Origin of the sequence: Capsulimonas corticalis (assembly GCF_003574315.2) — a bacterium.
Lineage (GTDB): Bacteria > Armatimonadota > Armatimonadia > Armatimonadales > Capsulimonadaceae > Capsulimonas > Capsulimonas corticalis.
The window spans coordinates 6,892,299-6,910,117 of record NZ_AP025739.1; the positions used below are offsets into that span (position 1 = coordinate 6,892,299).

15 protein-coding genes are annotated in these 17,819 nt (G+C 63.4%); 11 read left to right on the plus strand and 4 right to left on the minus strand.

Annotated elements, in window-relative coordinates:
- Window positions 1–156: 156 nt before the first annotated feature.
- From D5261_RS29950 to D5261_RS29960, 3 genes are read right to left on the minus strand one after another with little or no spacing between them, the layout of a single operon-like run.
- Window positions 157–1,389 carry an FAD-binding oxidoreductase gene (locus D5261_RS29950; protein WP_119322792.1) on the minus strand — a complete coding sequence of 411 codons (1,233 nt, stop codon included), beginning with the start codon at window positions 1,387–1,389 and terminating at the stop codon, window positions 157–159.
- A 55-nt stretch (window positions 1,390–1,444) separates the two neighbouring features.
- Window positions 1,445–3,091, minus strand: a complete 1,647-nt coding sequence (locus D5261_RS29955; protein WP_218025667.1) for a GMC family oxidoreductase — start codon at window positions 3,089–3,091, stop codon at window positions 1,445–1,447.
- Window positions 3,088–3,504 (minus strand): gluconate 2-dehydrogenase subunit 3 family protein, encoded by a 417-nt coding sequence (locus D5261_RS29960; RefSeq protein WP_119322791.1) that lies wholly within the window; start codon window positions 3,502–3,504, stop codon window positions 3,088–3,090. Before D5261_RS29960 ends, D5261_RS29955 begins: the two co-directional genes overlap by 4 nt.
- Window positions 3,505–3,636: 132 nt before the next feature.
- On the opposite strand from D5261_RS29960, the gene D5261_RS29965 reads away from it, so the two are divergent.
- From D5261_RS29965 to D5261_RS29985, 5 genes are all read left to right on the plus strand, one after another.
- Window positions 3,637–4,044: a hypothetical protein gene (locus tag D5261_RS29965; RefSeq protein ID WP_119322790.1), complete on the plus strand. Its 408-nt coding sequence runs from the start codon at window positions 3,637–3,639 to the stop codon at window positions 4,042–4,044.
- A gap of 171 nt (window positions 4,045–4,215) precedes the next feature.
- On the plus strand, window positions 4,216–5,316 hold the full coding sequence (locus D5261_RS29970; protein WP_119322789.1) for an ATP-dependent DNA ligase: 1,101 nt from the start codon (window positions 4,216–4,218) through the stop codon (window positions 5,314–5,316).
- 70 nt (window positions 5,317–5,386) lie between these two features.
- Window positions 5,387–7,915 carry a SpoIIE family protein phosphatase gene (locus D5261_RS29975; RefSeq protein ID WP_165864374.1) on the plus strand — a complete coding sequence of 843 codons (2,529 nt, stop codon included), beginning with the start codon at window positions 5,387–5,389 and terminating at the stop codon, window positions 7,913–7,915.
- Entirely contained in the window at window positions 7,912–9,201 is a 1,290-nt protein-coding gene (locus D5261_RS29980; protein WP_165864373.1) for an ATP-binding protein, read from the plus strand. Before D5261_RS29975 ends, D5261_RS29980 begins: the two co-directional genes overlap by 4 nt.
- A 3-nt stretch (window positions 9,202–9,204) precedes the next feature.
- Window positions 9,205–10,026: a hypothetical protein gene (locus D5261_RS29985; protein ID WP_125206121.1), complete on the plus strand. Its 822-nt coding sequence runs from the start codon at window positions 9,205–9,207 to the stop codon at window positions 10,024–10,026.
- A gap of 51 nt (window positions 10,027–10,077) precedes the next feature.
- On the opposite strand, the gene D5261_RS29990 is transcribed toward D5261_RS29985, so the two are convergent.
- A complete protein-coding gene (locus D5261_RS29990) occupies window positions 10,078–12,132 on the minus strand; it encodes a sensor domain-containing diguanylate cyclase/phosphohydrolase (protein WP_119322785.1) in 2,055 nt (684 codons plus the stop codon).
- Window positions 12,133–12,343: 211 nt separating this feature from the next.
- On the opposite strand from D5261_RS29990, the gene D5261_RS29995 reads away from it, so the two are divergent.
- The 6 genes from D5261_RS29995 (at window position 12,344) to kdpA (ending at window position 17,819) form a co-directional block, all read left to right on the plus strand.
- Window positions 12,344–13,993 carry a DUF4118 domain-containing protein gene (locus tag D5261_RS29995; RefSeq protein ID WP_125206120.1) on the plus strand — a complete coding sequence of 550 codons (1,650 nt, stop codon included), beginning with the start codon at window positions 12,344–12,346 and terminating at the stop codon, window positions 13,991–13,993.
- A 7-nt stretch (window positions 13,994–14,000) separates the two neighbouring features.
- Window positions 14,001–14,711, plus strand: coding sequence for a response regulator transcription factor (locus tag D5261_RS30000; RefSeq protein ID WP_218025666.1), 711 nt, complete (start codon window positions 14,001–14,003; stop codon window positions 14,709–14,711).
- A 26-nt stretch (window positions 14,712–14,737) separates the two neighbouring features.
- Window positions 14,738–15,175 carry a DUF1810 domain-containing protein gene (locus tag D5261_RS30005; RefSeq protein ID WP_119322783.1) on the plus strand — a complete coding sequence of 146 codons (438 nt, stop codon included), beginning with the start codon at window positions 14,738–14,740 and terminating at the stop codon, window positions 15,173–15,175.
- 270 nt (window positions 15,176–15,445) lie between these two features.
- Window positions 15,446–15,811 carry a Na-translocating system protein MpsC family protein gene (locus tag D5261_RS30010; protein ID WP_301002347.1) on the plus strand — a complete coding sequence of 122 codons (366 nt, stop codon included), beginning with the start codon at window positions 15,446–15,448 and terminating at the stop codon, window positions 15,809–15,811.
- A gap of 123 nt (window positions 15,812–15,934) precedes the next feature.
- Window positions 15,935–16,024, plus strand: a complete 90-nt coding sequence (kdpF, locus tag D5261_RS30015) for a K(+)-transporting ATPase subunit F (protein WP_119322781.1) — start codon at window positions 15,935–15,937, stop codon at window positions 16,022–16,024.
- Between the two features lie 10 nt (window positions 16,025–16,034).
- The gene (gene kdpA / locus D5261_RS30020; protein ID WP_119322780.1) at window positions 16,035–17,819 is read left to right on the plus strand and encodes a potassium-transporting ATPase subunit KdpA; all 1,785 of its coding nucleotides are present in this window, start codon (window positions 16,035–16,037) and stop codon (window positions 17,817–17,819) included.

Here is a 17,819-nt window from a genome sequence, read left to right on the forward strand (position 1 = left end):
CTTCGCGCCACCCCTCCCGCCGACGGGAAGGGTTGATAGGATTGCCTCTTACGAAAGTCGCTTGCGATAACACACTCTAAAATAACCCTTCCCGTCGGCGGGAGGGGTCGGCCGACGGCCGGGGGTAGGTAGGACCGGGAGGGGGTGAGGGCCTCTCTACAACCGCCCCACAAACCGCCCCGGGTTCCAAAGCCGTCCCGGATCCAATTTCTCTTTCAATCCCCGCATCAGCGCGAAGTCCGACAGCAGTGGGAACCAGATAGGTTTGTCTTCTGCCCGAAGCTCGTCCGGCATGCGCTCTACGATGAAGCTGCCGCCGCAGCGGCTGGCTTTGTCGAAGAGGTCGGGCCAAAGCGTGCTCCAGTCGGATGCTTCTGACGCTGGGGCGAAGTGCGCCCACATCATTCCTAGCGCGGCGTCGGTGGCGACCTGGGCGACAAAGCCCGCGCGGCGGGCGGTCCATTCCAGCATGCGCGAGAAGGCGCCGACCTGGGAGGAAAGGATATGGAACGCACAGGTCATCGGCGACGGCGCGTGCGCGAAATCGCGCAGCCGGTCTCTTATTGTACCTGCTGTCTCGGAATCGAGCGCGCCCGCGCCGAGAGTCTCGACTTGCCAGGCGACCGATTCTTCATCGCCGTCGAAGCCGACGATCAGGAACTGTGTGGGTTCGACGCCGTCCGGAATTTCGAGAAGAACGCGCGCCGCCTGCGGGCTGAGAAGATATAAAAAGGATGGAACCAGCTCCGAGGCGAGCAGGGAATCGAGCGCGTCCTCGCTGTTGTGTTCGGCCTCCAGCGGCAGCAGCACGGTGGCCGAGGCTTGCGGCAGGGGCGAAACTTTGAACGAGGCTTCGACGATCAGGCCCAGCGTGCCCAGAGAGCCGCAGTACATCTTGGGGAGATCGTAACCTGAGACGTTCTTGACCACACGGCCGCCGCCTTTGACCAGTTCCGCGCGGGCGTCGATGACGCTGACGCCGATCAGGGAATCACGCACGCTCCCGTATTGGAAGCGGCGCAGGCTGTCCGCGCGGGCCGCGATGATTCCGCCGACGGTGCGGCGTTCGGGCTCGGCGACATCGAGGGCCAGGAACTGTCCCTGCTCGCCAAGCAGGGACTGCAAAGCGGCGACCGTGATCCCGGCTTCCACCGTAACAGTCATATCCGCCGGCTGATAATCGACCACGCGATTGAGGTTTCGCGTCGAAAGCGCGAGGTCGTAGCGCTCGGGCGCATAGCCCAAATGCTGCCGGGTTCCCCCGCCCCACGGGACAATCGCCGCGCCGGCGGGCGCCTCGCGCACGATATCCTGAATCTCGGTAATGGACGCCGGGAATACGGCGTCGCCCGGCGCAAGGCCAAACAGATCGAAAGAGCCATTCGTCATAGAGGGAAAGTATAGCACGGAGACTGGAGAGGGGTCAAATCCTGGCAAGCATTGCTCACCAGGATTCGGCGATGTGGCCGGCGACGCGGAACGCAAGCGCCAGAATCGTGAGGACGGGGTTGAAGCCGCCGTTGGTGACGTGCAGAGACCCGTCGGCAATGTAAAGGTTGTCAAAACCGTGCACGCGGCCCCAGGTGTCCGTGACCGACGTCTTCGGATCGTGGCCCATCCGGCAAGTCCCTGCCTGATGCTGCCCTCCGCTCAGACTCAGCGTCGCCGCGTCGCTGTGGATATTTTTGGCGCCGCTTGCGCGCAGCCACTCCTCCGCGCGGGCGTTCATAAAGGCGTGGACGCGAAGGGTCTCGGGATGGGTCGCGCCGGAAATCCGCACGACGGGAATTCCCCAGCGGTCGCGCACGTCCGGATCGACCGAAATCCGCGCGTCCGGGCTGGGAATGTCATGGACGGGGCCGAACACCCGCAGCATGCGCGTGTAATTGTGACGCACCCACTCTTTGTGTTCTTTGCCCCAGCGAGGGACACCGCGCGGAACGCTTCCTTTGACGAAGTTGATCGGCTGCATGATAAAGTCATCGCAGAGCATTCCGCCCCCGACAATGCCGTCGTTGTCGTGGTTGAAGCGAATGGTCGCCGTGGTCGGTCCCGGCCCAACGCCGTCCCACACGGAATCGTCCATCCAGCCGACGGCGCCGGCGTAGAAGTGTCCCTGGAAATTGCGGCCGACCATATCGTGATCGTTGCCCAGGCCATTCGGATGCGCGTCCGTTTTGGAGTTGAGCATCAAACGCGCGGTCTCGACCGCGCCGCCGGACAGCACGACGACTTCCGACGTCGCCGTGATCTGCTCGCCGGCGCTGTTCCAGTAGACGACGCCCGTGGCGCGTCCCGCGCCATCGGCGATTACGCGCTCGGTCATCGCCTCGGTCTCCAGGGTGCAGAGGCCGGTGGCGAGGGCGCGCGGGATCATCGTATTGTGCGTCCCATTCTTTGCGTCCGTCGGACAGGCGAAGCCGACGCACTGCTGGCAGTGCGCGCAGGCGTCGCGCCCCTGGCGCGGGACGCTGTTGATCAGCAGCGGCACATGCTGCGTGTCCCAGCCCAGCGCCTGCGCGCCGGCGCGCAGCACGCGGCCCTGAATGTTCAGCGGCAGCGGCGGCATGGGATACTCTTTGTGGCGCGGGCGGTTCCGGCCGGCGTCCGCTTCGTCGCCCGCCACGCCCAGTTCCCATTCGGCGCGCTCGTAGTACGGCGCGAGCTCTTCGTAGGAGATCGGCCAGTCGGCCAGTCCCGATCCGGCGGGGACGCCGTACTTGGACGCCATGCGAAAGTCGTCGGGCAGATAGCGCCAGGCCTGCGCGCCATAAACTTGAGTGCCGCCGCCGACCGCCGCCGCGTTGTTCTGGTAAGCGCCGTCGGTGGCGTCGATGATGCGCGAGCGTCCCTGCGGATCGACAAACACGCGCGGATTGTCCGCCAGATTCGGTCCGGCGTTCACGCCGTGCTGCGAAAGCCGCTGGTTGCGCAGGTGGTCGCGCCCCACATCGGCGAACGTCATGCGGCGGCCTCGCTCCAGCAGCAAAACCGTTTTGCCGGCTTCCGCGAGCAGGGCGGCGGCCACGCCGCCACCGGCGCCGGCGCCGATAACAATCACATCGTACTTGTGGATGGCGCGATCCGTCATACCGTCACCTCATAGCCCATCATGCGCCATACGACGCCGTCTTTGTTGCCGCCGTTGCCGGGATCGGCGTAATACCCTTCCATCACATGCCCGACCAGCATGGGGAAAAATTCCTCCGGGGCGATTTCCCACTGACCGGGGATTTGTCCCTGCGCCACGCGGTTCAGGAAACCGTACTGTTCTTCTGGGGATAAGAACTCAAACTCCTTGCCGTATGCGTCCTTGGCGGCGGAGTCCATTCCATGAAGCCCTTGTCGATATATCGATAACAGTTTAAAATCGCTTCCCAGCAGCCGCTCCAAATAATCGCCGACGCCGGCGTCCCAGCCGCCGGGGAAATCGTCCGGGGGAATAATTTGGTTGATCGCGGCGCGAAGCGTGCGGACTTCCAGTGGGGTGAAGATTGCGCTCATGCGCAAAGTATAACACGAAGGTTGAAAGTCGTCAAATAAATTGGAACTTCCACGCAATTCGCTGCGTCACTACACACATCACCCGCATGGGAAGATCCATGCGGAGAATTCGAAGACAGGGAGCTTAACAAGATGTGGAATACAGGAAAACGCGCGGGTCTGGCGCTGGCGCTGACGATCGCAGCCGGAACAATGTCGGTTCAGGCGAACGCCGCGAGTCTGCGCTGGAGCGGAGACGTGGACGATACCGCGGTCATTAAAGTTTCGGGGAACGACGTCCGGGTTCACGCGAACGCCGAGGGTGTTCGCAACGATCGCTTTGACTTCCGGGGCGGCGCTCTGCCCAGCCGGCCGGTGATCGTGACGTTGCGGGAAGCGGATGGGCGCGGAGGCGTGCGTCTGGCGCAGCAGCCCAGCGAACGCAACGGCTATACGGCGGTCGTGCGCATCACGGACAAAGATCCCGGCCGCAATCACTACGATTTCGTTCTCCAATGGAACGATCGGCCCAATCGCCCCGGCAGGCGCTGGGATCGCTAATTCGCGAACCTAAAGCCGTTTGACCTATCCCCGGCGGTCCGCCGGGGATAGGTCAGACGGCCGAGAATATCTCATGTCGCGAGAATTCCCATATTCTCGTCGCGGCTTTGAGATTATGACCTCTTGCTTTCCCCCACGCCTGCGGTACACTCATTGCGCCAAAGGAGCCAGATGATGACAACCACCGCCCCGACCATCCATACCAGCTCTCGCCTCTTTTACCGTGACGGATCCTCCGACAAAGAGTATCACGCGGCGATCAACGAAGCCGACGGCGGCTACACCGTCACATTCGCCTACGGCCGTCGCGGCAGCGCGCTGTCGGCGGGAACGAAGACGAACGCGCCGGTGACGCTCGAAAAGGCCCGGCAAATCTATGATAAATTGATCGCAGAGAAGACGTCGAAGGGCTATACGCCGGATGGATCGGGCGCTTTGTTCGCCATGACCGACAGCGCGGAGCGCGTCTCCGGTCTGGTTCCACAGCTGCTGAACTCGATCGAGGAGGCTCATGCGCGGAAACATATCGAGGATGACGCCTGGTGCCTTCAGGAAAAGTTCGACGGCAAGCGCATCATGTCGGCCGTGACGAGCGGCGCGGTGACGGGATCGAACCGTAAGGGCCTGTGCGTCTCCATGCCGCAGGAGATCAGCGACGCCCTGGCCGCTCTTTCGGACTGTGTTCTGGATGGCGAGCTGCTCGGAGACAAATACGTCGTTTTCGATCTGCTGTCTCTGGGAGGCGACGATCTGCGCTCCCGCCCCTACCGAGAGCGTTTTGAAGCCCTGAGCGCGGCCGTGGAAAACGCGGACCGGGTGGTCGTGGCGGAAACGGCGTGGGACGCCACGGGGAAGCAGGCGATGTACGACGCCATCGCGGCGCGCGCCGGCGAGGGCGTAGTGTTCAAAAAGGCGGACGGCGTGAGCGTCGCCGGCCGGCCGGCGTCGGGCGGCTCACAGGTGAAGTGCAAATTTTACGCCACCTGCACCTGCGAGGTCGCGGCGGTGAACGATCAGCGCAGTGTGCGTCTGCGTCTCTTTGACGAAGGCGGCGAAGCCGTTCCGGTCGGCAATGTCACCATTCCCGTCAACAAAACCGTTCCCGCCGCCGGCGCGCTTGTGGAGATTCGGTACCTCTACGCCTACAAAGGCGGCTCCTTGTATCAGCCCGCATATCTGGGCGAGCGCGACGATCTTTCTCCCTCGGACTGCGCGCTCTCACAACTAAAATACAAAGCCGAAGGATATCAGCCCGAAAATATGGAAGGATAGCAGTACAGGAAAAGCACGCCCCGATGACGCAACGATGCGCCTGTCGCCCGATGCATGCTATACTTTACCCATGACTCTTGGTCCAAATTTTTCCTCGACAGAGCCAAAAACCGAGATAGCGGAGTCCGCCCCCTGGCGGCGCGACCTTATTCGATACGCCGGTGTTGTCACCAGCATCATCATCGCCGCCCTGGTGCGTCTGCCGCTGCATCATGTGCTCGGCCCCGCCGCGCCCTTCGTGACGTTTTTTCCGGCCGTCGTCTATAGCGCCTGGGTTCTGGGCGCCACCGGCGGCCTCTTCGCGATGTCGCTGGCGCTGGCGATCGTCACGATGGTCATCCTCCCCGCGACACACGCGGATCTCAACGATCCGACAAACCAGCGATCGCTGATCTTATTCGTCGCGGTGAGCGCCGCCGTGTCCGCCATGGGGCATACGCAGCAGCGCGCCCGTCGGCTGACGGAACAAAGCGAGGCGCTGAAGTCAACCATCCTCCAGGTGGCGATGGATGGCATTATCACGATCGACAAGGCCGGCCGGATCCATGAGTTCAATCCGGCGGCGGAAAAAATGTTCGGTTATTCGCGCAATGAGGTGCTGGGAAAACAGATCGGCGAAACACTCGTTCCTCCCACGCGCCGAGTTCAGGGGCGTCACGGCTTCGAACACTACTCGGCGCCGGAGGGCGAATCCGTTCTTGGCCGGCGAACCGAAGCCATCGCGATGCGCCGCACCGGGGAAGAGTTCCCCATCGAACTGGTCGTCATGCCGCTTTCGGGTTCGTGGGGCCATGTCGCCTATCTTTCCGACATCACCGACCGCAAAAAGGCCGAGGCCGAGGCGGAGGCGGCTCTGCGGCGCGAATCCATGCTGAACCGGGTCAGCGAAGCGATCCGCCAGACCACGGATCCCTGGCAGGTTCAAGATGTGGCGCTGGAAATGCTCGCGGAGGCGCTGGGCGTCGACCGCTGCCTGTCCATCGTCCTCGACCGCAAACGCGACTATGTGAGCTTCGTCGCCGAATGGCGCCGCCCGGACCTGCCCGATCTGCGCGGCGAATACTCGCTCTCCTCCTTCGATGTCCAGTTGGATGAAATCTTCCCGGCGTCCGCCCCGCTGACATGCGCGGATGTGCGCTCCGGCCAGTTTTCCGAAAAGTCCGCCGATCTGCTCACCAACATGGGCATCCGCGCGCTGCTCGATGTGCCGATGTCCAGCGACGGGGAAGTGGTGGGCGTTCTGGGCGTTTACATGGCCGACGCGCCGCGCGTATGGAGCATCGAGGAGATCCGGTTTGTCGAAGCTGTCGCCGCCCAGCTGCGCTCCACGGCGGAGGCGGCCCGCCTGCTGGCCGACACGCAGTCGAGCGCCGAGCGAGAGACTTTGATCAACCGGATCGGCGTCGCCATCCGCGCCGCGAACGATCCCAACTCCATCCAGGAAGTCGCCGTGACCCAGCTCGGCGAAGCCCTCGGCGCCGACCGATGCTATTTCGGGGTCTACGATTTCGCGAACAGCATGGTGACCGTCACCAACGAGTGGCGACGGAAGGACCTGGAGCCGATCGCCGGCGTCCATCCCTATTCCAACACGCGAGAGATGTTCCAGGAGCTCTACAAAGACGGCCCGACATCTGTGGAGCCCGATACGCAAAAGTCCGGGCTGTCCGCCCAGACCCGCGCCAATATCGAGGAGCTGCGCCTGCGCTCACGTGTTTCGGTGGCGCTGTACGACAGCGAAAACTCCATGGGAACGCTGACCGCCGCGATGTCCGACGCTCCGCGCGACTGGACTCCGGACGAAGTGCAGCTGATCGAAACGGTCGCCACGCAAATGCGGTCCGCCGTGGAGATGGCGCGGGTGCAGCAGCGCGAGCACTTGATCGCCGAACAGCTCCAGGCGGCGCTCCAGCCGAAGCCGCCAAGCAGCGTGTCCGGCCTGGATATCCGGCTGCATTACAAGCCCGCGCTGGACGAAGCGGGCGTCGGCGGCGATTTCTACGATGTCTTCTCCTCGTCGCCCGGGGTAACGTTCCTGGTGGTCGGCGATCTCAGCGGCAAGGGACTGGCGGCGGCGTCGCAAGTGGCGACCGTGCGCAACATGCTCCGGTTTGCGCTTTACAACGAGGACGATCTGGGCGCGGCCGTCACGAGCGTCGGCCGGACGCTCTCGCAAAACGATCTGCTGACGGGATTCGCCACGCTGTTCGTCGGGCGCTGGGACTCAGAGACGCACCGGCTGTCGTATGTCAACTGCGGGCAGGAGCCGGGGCTGGTCCGGCGCGCCTCGGGGGAAGTGCTCGAACTGTCTCCGACCGGGCCAGTGCTGGCGATGCATGACGACGCCGTGTACGACGAGCGCGACGTGCAGCTCATGGCGGGAGATGTTCTGGCGGTGTTTACGGATGGTTTGACCGAAGTGGGGCCGACGCGCGCGAACATGCTCGGCGTCGCCGGCGTCAGCGCGCTGCTCCAGGAAACGAGCCTTTCGGGCGACTCCGAAGCGCTGGTGCGCAGCCTCATCGATGAGGTGAACGCCTATGCGCGCGGCGGCGTCCGCGACGACCAATGTTTATTAGTAGGAGCGATCGAAGTATGACCTTTGACCGTTCGGCTCAGCCTGCGTACAACGCAGGGCCAGGTTTACCACAGCGGCTTCTTCCCTGGATCATGCCTGTTTTTGTGCTGGTCGTCGCCTACTGCCTGCTTGGCCTGTCACTCACGGAGCAGCTGTCGCATGCCGAGATTATGAAGCGCTGCGTGCTGGTGGATCCCAACCGCGCCCGGATCTGGAGCGTCGGCAATGTCGAGATCGGCCTGGCCTACTTTGGCGTCTTCTTCGGGATGGTGTTTTATTTCCTGAGGATGTACTCACGCAGCCGCCAGCACCTCTGGGATCTGGCGCTGGCGCTCGTGTACCTGGTGGGATCGTTCGCGCTGGATTATTTCTGCGTTCAAACGTTCCACCCGTTTATGGCGCTGCTGGTGGGCGACGCCGCCGTGATGACGTTCACCGTGATGGTGTCGCGTCAGACATGGTTTCAGCGTCTGCTCGGCGTGTTCGTGCCGATCATCTTTCTGACCTGCGCCGTCGGGCACTTCCTCGAAGGGCTCTCCTACTGGCAGTTGACCTACAATGTCAACACGCCCTGGACGATGGTGACCGCCGACGTCGGCTTCGCGGTCCTGGTGAACGCCAGCCGGTTCCCCGCCTTTATTCGCGGCGAGGATGTTGTCGCGGAGCTGGCGATCGTCAAAACTCGCGCGGAGGAGCTTCAGATTGAGATCGATGCTCGGAAGGAGGCCGAGGAAGCGCGCGCCAAATCCGAGAAGCTGCGCTTAGCCGCCGAAGCCCGGATGCGCACGTTCCTCTCCGATGTCCTCGCGAGCGTCACCGAAGGCAAGCTGCGCCTGATCGACGACGCCTCGGGACTGCCGCCCAAGCTTCCCGCCGCCTGCGATCCGATCCTGCTGACTATCTCCAGTGACATGCGCGTCCTGCGCGACGCCGCCAAGCAAGCGGCGCTGGCGCGGGGCTTCAGCGACCTGCGCTGGCAAAATCTCGTGACCGGCGTCTCCGAAGCCGCCATGAACGCCATCGTCCACGCCGGCGGCGGCGAATCGCATGTCTGCGCCGACCCCGATAAGACCGTCCAGATCTGGATCACGGACACCGGCAAAGGAATCGCCGTGGACAACCTGCCCCGCGCCACCCTAGAGCGCGGCTGGACCACCGCCGGCAGCCTCGGCCACGGCTTCTGGCTGATGCTGCAAACCATCGACCGCGTCTATCTTCTCACCGGCCCCAGCGGAACCACCCTCGTGCTGGAGCAGGACAGCGTCGCCCCCCTGCCCGCGTGGGCGACGGACGATTTGCGAGTCTGAGCCATGAGTGACGTCTCAAATCCCTCTTATCGCTTCGAGGATGCGCAAGTTTCCTCCATACCAAAGTCGCCAGGCTCTCTCAACGAGGACGCAGCGTCAGTGACGCCCATGTGCCTGGTGGCGGCGGATGGCGTCACGACCAAAACTGCCCAACCTTCCTGCGGCCATATCACGGGAGCGCAGATCGCACGCAGAGTTGTGGACGCGGCGATTTCATCCTCGAACAACGGCGCGGCGCTCGTGTCGGAGTTGAACGCAGATGTGGCGTCCCATTTCTATCCTCTGGGGATGAACGCCGCCGCGAGTCCACAGCCGGCATGCGTCTTCGCCTGCCTGCGCGTTCACGGCGACGAACTTCTCATCACCCAGGTCGGTGATGTCGGCGTCCGGATCAACGGGCGCGACCTGTATTTGAAGCCGGCGCTGATCGACACCCTGACTTCCTCGGCGCGAGCGCAATACATTCACCTGACAGGCGACGCGCAGGGCGGCCGCGAGTTCATCCTGCCATTGCTGCAAGCGCAGTCACAGTATCGAAACAACGCCGTCCACCCTCTGGGATACGGAGTGATCGACGGCGGAGCGACGCCGGAAAAATTCGTCACGACAACGGCCATCGCCTTATCGGATGTTCGATGGGTCGAGATATTTACGGATGGTTATCCCGAGGCTCCGGCGGGGGCGTCGATTGAAGAATGGGAGCAGCGATATCTGGAAGTGACACGGCGGGACCCGGATCGATGCAAGGAATATCCCGCCACCAAGACGATCGATGATAGGACAGTGGTTATCGCCCGGGTAAATCGGATCCATTCGGATATTTAGCGACCGGACTGCACGCCCACACAACGAACCGCGCTCCGCGCTAAACGCTACCTAAGCAGCCACAGCATCGTCCATTGCCGATGCAGACGCCGCCATCCGCCGCAGGAGGGCGTCGACGCAGGCGGGGTCCCACTGGGTTCCTTTTCCATTCCTGAGAATTTCGAGGGCTCTGTCGCGCTCCATGCCTTTGCGGTAGGGGCGGTCGGTGGTCATGGCGGAGAGGGCGTCGGCGACGGCCATGAGGCGGGCGATGAGCGGGGTTTCGGCGCCGCGCAGGCCGAAGGGGTAGCCGTCGCCGTCCCAGCGTTCGTGGTGATGGCGCACGGCGTCGAGGGTGTCTTCGAGGCCCGCGATCGCGCCGACCATGATGGCGCCCATCATGGGATGCTGCTTGACCGTCTCATACTCTTCCGGCGTCAGCTTGCCCGGCTTGCGCAGGACGGCGTCCGGGATGCCGATCTTGCCGACATCGTGCAGCAGCGCGGAGACCGCGACGGTGTGGCGCGTCTTTTCCTCCAATCCCAGTTCTTCGGCGATCATCAGGCTGTACCACATCACATCTTCGGAGTGCTTGCGCGTATAGCGGTCTTTATTGTCCACGGCGGTGACGAGCGCGTCCAGCATGGAGAAGCCGTCGACTCGTCCCGTCATGGAGGCGCGGACCTGGTCGGCTTCGGCTTCGATGGCGCCGCCGGTCTTGACCCGGCGCAGGCGCTCGTCGGCCTGACGCACGACGCCGCGCCGGTCGGCCGCATTATGGGGCAGCAGCGAGGCGCCGAGCGAGACGGTGATCGGGACGGCGGCCTGGCGGTTCGGCAGAAGGTGCGTGATATTCTCCAGCCCCGCGCGAAGGCGCGCTTCGATCTCTCCGGCGGTGTTCGTCCCGACGCGCGGCAGCAGCAGAGCGAACTCGTCGCCGCCAAAGCGCGCCACGCAGTCGTATTGGCGGCAAAGAGCCTGGAGGCGAGTGGCGACATGGCGCAGCACGTCGTCGCCGGTCGCGTGGCCGTAAGTGTCGTTGAAGAACTTGAAGTTGTCGATGTCCATCATCACGACGGCGAGGGTGGAGCCGTCGCGCTGGGCGCGGTTCGCCTCTTCGTCCAAACGCTTGTAAAATGTCCGGTGGTTCAGCAGATTGGTGAGCGGATCGCGGTCCGCGCGCTCCTCGGCGTCTTTGAGGGCGAGGTCTCGGTCCCGCTCCAGCGCCTTGCGCGCGCTGATATCCGTATTCGTGGCGAGCGTGCCCACGATCTGCTGCTTCTCATCGCGGTACGGAACGACGTCGACCTCTACCCAGCGGCGCTCCCCATCTTTGCGCACGATCTCGATTTCATACCGTCCTGACGCGCCGCTCGATCGCTCGCGGTTATTGCCGCGCATCGTTTCCCGGTCTTCTGGAGACAAAAAGAGATCCAGCGCCCGCCGCCCCATAATCTCCGAGATTTCGTATCCCGTAATCTCGGCCATTCGCGGATTCGCGTATTGGATCACGTCGTCGAGATCGGTGAGCAGCAGGCCCGCGCCCAGACTTTCCGCGAACGAGCGAAAGCGCTGACGTTCCTGGCGCAGCGAGTCTTCGGCGCCCTGCCGCTCGCTGACCAGCTGTTCCTGCTCGGCGACGCGCCGGCGCAGCTCCAGCAGGTCCGTGATCTGATGGGACAGCATGCGCAGCGCCGACGCCTGGTCCTCGGAGAGCTGTTTTGGCGCAAAGCCAATGACGCACAGCGCGCCGAGCGCGTAACCGGTGGACGTGATCAGGGGCGCAGCCGCGTAAAACCGTACGCTGGGGTCTTTCGTGACGAACGGGTTATCGGCAAAGCGCGCATCCAGCGTGGTGTCGGGGATGATCATCAGATCCGTCCCGAGGATCGCGTGCGAGCAAAGGGTAGCCTCGCGCGACTGCTCGCTGGCGACGCCGCCAAAGACGGATTTCGGCCAGAGGCGCTGGGTATCGACAAAGGAGATGACTGCGATATCCGCGCCGCAAATGAAAGCGGCGAGGCGCGTAATATCGTCATAACGAGGGTCTGAGGGAGTATCCAGGATTCCGTAGGAGTAAAGCGCGGCGATTCTTGCTCCTTCGTTGTTGGGTAGTGCGGCCTTCATTGTCGATCTGGCTCCTTGTGGAATTCATTCTGGCGCCGGCCGCAGGAGCCCGGGAGGTGATGATCCCTCTTTCCCTGTACCACAATTATTGTCGAATCCTCATGAAAAACTTCACGCGTGCGCCAAAACAAACAACCGGTTGCCGCAGTCATGCGCACTCTGGAAGGCGGAATCGGCAGGAGATCGGGCGCTTCGCCGTGAACAGTGCGAGGTGTCATTACTTTCGACGGATCATCGCCGCGCCGCAAACGGATCGGAGCGCGGACACGGCTTGCGCGCGGCGGCGTCCGTGACGCGGTCTTATTTATGGCCGGTCCTGAGCGTCGCGGCGGCGACGGGTTGTTTTTCCCTGCTTCGCCCCTATGTGGACAAAGGCCAGGCGTCCCTTCTCTATCTGCCGATCGTTCTGGCCTGCGCCGTTCGATTTGGCTTTGGGCCGGCGATTTTGGGCGCGCTGCTCAGTTTCCTCTGCTGGGATCTCTTCTTTCTGCCGCCCTTTTACACGCTTGCCGTGGACGATCCCAAGGACTGGCTCTCGCTTGCGATCTTCCTCCTCGCCGCCGTGGTGACGGCGCGCCTGGCGGCGCAGGCGCGCGCGCAGACGCAGGAAGCGCGCACGCGGGAAAGTGAGATCGAAACACTCTTTGAAGCGAGCGAGACGGTGAGCCGCGTGATCCGCGCCGACCGGGTTCTGGCCGCTCTCGCGGACCAGCTTCAAACGCTCTGCGGCGCGACCCGCTGCCTGGTCTTCCGCCGCCTGGGACCAGGCGTGGCGCTCCAGCTGGCTCCAGACGGCGCCAACGAGGTTCCTATCGACGCGCAGACGCTCGGGCGGATCGCCAGTCTGGCTGAAGCCGCCTGCGCCAACGACCGGGTGATCGGCCTCGGCGCGAGCCAGCATCTCTGGGCAAAAGCGGTCACGGACACGGACGCCTCGCTCGGCGGCGACGGCGCCCGAATCGGCGTCTACATTCCGCTCCACGCCGCCGACGCGCTGGTGGGAGTCCTGCACGTCGGGCCGCGCGGCGACAGCCGCCCTTACTCCGCGCTGGAGGAGCGGCTGATCCTGACGCTGGCGAACCACGCCGCCGTCGTGATCGCCCGTGACCGGCTCACTCAGCAGGCGGCGGAGGCCACGGCGCTGCGCGAGGCCGACACGCTCAAGGACGCCTTGGTGTCCCTGGTGTCGCACGAGCTGCGAACGCCGCTCGCCGCCATCAAAGCCTCGGTCAGCGGGCTGCTGCAGCCGGGCGCCGTGTGGGACCCGGACGCTCGCCAGGAAGCCCTCGTCGCCATCGACGGCGAGGCCGACCGGTTGAGCGGCGTCGTCAACAATCTGCTGGATCTGTCGCGGCTGGAGGCGGGCGCCTGGCTGCCCCGCAAAGACTGGTGCGACCTCGCCGAAGTCGCCGGCACCGCGCTGGACCGCCTGCCGCCGGCCGAAGCCTCCCGCGTTGCCTTGGAGACACAGGACAATCTCCCTCTCGTCCAGGCCGACTACACGCAGATTGCCCTGGTGCTGACCAATTTGATGGAAAACGCGATCAAGTATACTCCGAGCGGCAGTCCGATCCAGGTGACAATGCGCGCCGAGAACGACCGTACGAATTCGGGACAAGACGGCGTCCTTGTGACCGTCCGAGACTTCGGCCATGGGTTTGCGCTGGGCGATGAAGAACGCCTCTTTGACCGTTTCTATCGCGGAGCCAAACACCAGGGCGGCGCCGTCCACGGCACGGGGCTCGGCCTCGCGCTCTGCCAGGCGGTCATCCGCGCCCATGGCGGACGCATCTGGGCCGCGAACGCGCCCCCGGGCGAGCCAGACGGCGCGATCTTCTCATTTTTCTTGCCGAAGGGATAAATATTCGTTGTCCAGAAACACCGACAAGGCGACCATTCTCGTCGTCGACGATGAACCGGAGATCCTGCGCGCCGTCCGCGCGGGGCTGCTCGCGCAGGGCTACGACGTCCAATCCGCCATGAACGGCGAGGATGCCCTGCGCTCCGCCTCCGCCGCCGCGCCCGATCTGGTCATTCTCGACGTCATGCTCCCCGGCGACATCGACGGCCTCGAAGTCTGCCGCCGCATCCGCGAGTGGAGCGATGTCCCGATCCTCATGCTCTCCGCCCTCGGCCAGGAGCGCCAGAAAGTCGCCGCCTTAGACATGGGCGCCGACGACTACCTCACCAAACCCTTCGGCATGGACGAACTCACCGCCCGCGTCCGCGCCGCCCTCCGCCGCCGGCGCGCCGCCGCCCCCACCCCCGAACCCGCCAACTTCGCCTGGGGCGACGTCACCCTCGACTACGCCCGCCGTCTCGTCACCAAGTCTGGAACCGAAGTCAAACTCACCCCCCTCGAATACGACATCCTTCGATTCCTCACCCAGAACGCCGACCGCGTCGTCACCCACCGCCAATTGCTCTCCAACGTCTGGGGCGCCGAGTACGCCGAAGACACCCAGCTCCTCCGCGTCCACGTCGGCCATCTGCGCCGCAAGGTCGAGGACACGCCCGGCCGGCCGCGTATGATCGTGACCGATCCGGGGGTAGGATATCATATCAGAACAGCCGATTGAGTTTCGACGGAGGCAAAAGGGTACGTATGAGCAGTTTCGATGAGAATGAGGACCCGTTTAATTTGGGCCGGTTTACCGTCGCGCAGGAGTCAGTCTACGATGACGCGCTTTCCGAGCTGAAACAGGGCCGCAAGCGAACGCACTGGATGTGGTACATCTTCCCGCAGATTGCGGGACTGGGATACAGCGCCACGTCCAAGCAATACGCGATCCATGGCCTGGAGGAAGCGCGGGCCTACCTCGACCACCCCGAGCTGGGCGAAAATCTGCGCGAGTGCGCGGAAGCGGTGCTGGCCGTCGAAGACCGGTCGGCGTCGCAGATCTTCGGCTCACCCGATGACGTCAAGCTCCAGTCGTCGATGACCTTGTTCGCGCAGGCCGATGGCCCCGATTCGGTGTTTACCCGCGTGCTGGAGAAGTACTTCGGCGGACAGACGGACAGCGAGACGCTCCGGCGGCTGTAGAAGCCGCATCCCCGCCTGCGCCCCATCCCCCATCGAGCCAAAGCGAGTTGAGGGGATGAGGCTCCACTCCCCAATCTTTACACTTTCTTTACACTCCCCTCCCCGGCCTTTACACCCGCGTTATACGCAAAATGGCACACTCTCCTTGTCACTGAGCAGTGGCGAAGGAGTCGTCGATGAAGATATTTCAGGATCCGTTCCTACAGCGTCTGATGTTCGCGGCGACGCTTTACATCGTGACGATGGCGGCGTGGGCTCATGAGTAACGCCATGACACGCCGCAAGCAATGGCTGGAGCTGGAAAGCGCGTTTCGATTGACGGAGTTCGTGAAACGGGAGTTCGGGCTGACGCCGGGCGAAGCGCACGCAGAGCTTTGCGGCGACGATCTCAAGGTCCATCTGACGCGGGCGCTGACGCCGATCGGCTTGATCATTTCTCAGGACGCGCAGGGCGCCGAGGCGCTGCGATGCGTTTATTCCGTTCTCTACAAGGCCAATCGTTCGGCGATGGAATCGATTGTAGGACGCATCGCTGGCGCTCCGGCGCGATGCCGCCAGATGGATATTGATTTGGAGAGCGCCAACGTCACGCTTTGTTTTCAGGTGGACGCCGTTTCCAGCGTTCACCGCGAGTAGATCAAGGAGAGAGACATGCAGGACATTTCGTTTTTGGGGATCTCCATCCTCTTTTTCATTTTGGCGCTGGGAATGGCGCGCGGCTGCGCCAAGCTGTGACGCGGCCGCCCAAGGAGAAGACCGATGTTATTTGCAAATTGTTTGGCGGGGGTGGCGGCGGCGGGGTTGTTTGTCTATCTGATGTACGCTCTGCTGCGGCCCGAAAGGTTCTAGGGAATCGACCATGACGACCATTGGCTGGCTGCAGATCGCAGCCTACTTTCTGATATTGATACTGATCACGAAACCCATCGGTATCTTTTTGCATCGCGTGATGGAAGGCGAACGAACGTGGCTGACGCCCGTGCTTGGCCCCATCGAGCGATGGATCTACAAAATCGGCGGCGTCAACAAGGATGAAGACATGCCGTGGACGGTCTACGCCGCCGCGCTGCTCGCCTTCAGCCTGGTGACGCTGGTAATTACGTTCGGCCTGCTGCGCCTTCAGGCGATGCTGCCGTTCGATCCACAGCACTTTGGCGCGAAGGAGATGACGCCGGACCTGGCGTTCAACACCGCCGTCTCGTTCACGACCAACACCAACTGGCAGGCGTATTCGGGCGAAAGCACAATGTCGTACTTTAGCCAGATGGTCTCGCTCGCCTCGCATAACTTTTTCTCGGCGGCGGCGGGCATCGCGGTGGCAATCGCTCTGGTGCGCGGACTGGCCCGGCGCTCGGCGGCGGGCGTAGGCAACTTCTGGGTGGATATCACCCGCTCGACGCTTTATATTCTGCTGCCGCTCTGCCTCGTCTTCGCGATGGTCTTTGTGCAGCAGGGCGTGATCCAGAACTTCCATCCTTACCAGACGGTAACGACGATGGAGGGCGGCAGCCAGATTATTCCCGGCGGCCCGGCGGCCTCGCAGGAGGCGATCAAGGAGCTGGGGACGAACGGCGGCGGCTTCTTCAACGCCAACTCCGCACACCCGTTCGAGAACCCCACCCCGTTCACCAACTTCCTTCAGATGCTGATGATCTTCGCCATCGGCGCGGGCATGACATACGCCTTCGGGATCTATGTCGGCAACACGCGCCAGGGCTGGGCGCTCTTTGGAGCGATGTCGTTCCTATTTCTACTCGGCGTATCGGTCGCTTACGTGCAGGAGGCGAAGGGCAATCCCATGATCGCCGCGCAGGGCGTAGATGCAACCACGCGGACGATGGGCGATCTCGGCGGCAACATGGAAGGCAAGGAAGTTCGCTTTGGACAGGCAGGGGCGACGCTCTTCGCGACCGTCACCACCGATGCCTCCTGCGGCGCGGTCAACGCGATGCACGATTCGTTCACGCCGCTCGGCGGCCTGGTCCCGATGGCGAATATCCTGTCGGGCGAAGTCATCTTCGGCGGCGTCGGCGCAGGACTCTACGGCATGTTGATGTACGCGATCCTGGCGGTCTTTATCGCCGGACTGATGGTCGGACGCACACCCGAATACCTGGGCAAGAAGGTCGAGGCGTATGAGGTCAAGATGGCGATGCTCGCCGCACTGATCCTCGCCGGCTCCATCTTAGGCGGCACGGCCATCGGCAGCGTAGCGCATGTGGCGAACCCGGCGTATTGGAACACGGTCGGCGGAACGGCCAACGACCTGGTGGCGGCCAACGTGAACAACAGCGGCCCCCATGGCTTCTCGGAGATCTTTTACGCCTTCGACTCGGCGACGGGCAACAACGGCAGCGCCTTCGCGGGCATCTCCGTGAACACGCCGTTCTGGAATCTCGCACTCGGGATCGCGATGCTCGTCGGACGGTTTCTGATGATCATCCCATTGCTCGCCATCGCCGGCAGCATGGCGCGGAAAAAGCGCGTGGCGGCAAGCTCGGGGACATTCCCTACCGACAACGCGCTCTTTGCGGGACTGCTGGTGGGCACCGTCGTCATCGTCGGCGCGCTGGCCTACTTCCCCGCCGTCTCGCTCGGCCCCGTCGTGGAGCATTACTTGATGCACGGCGGACGCACCTTCTAG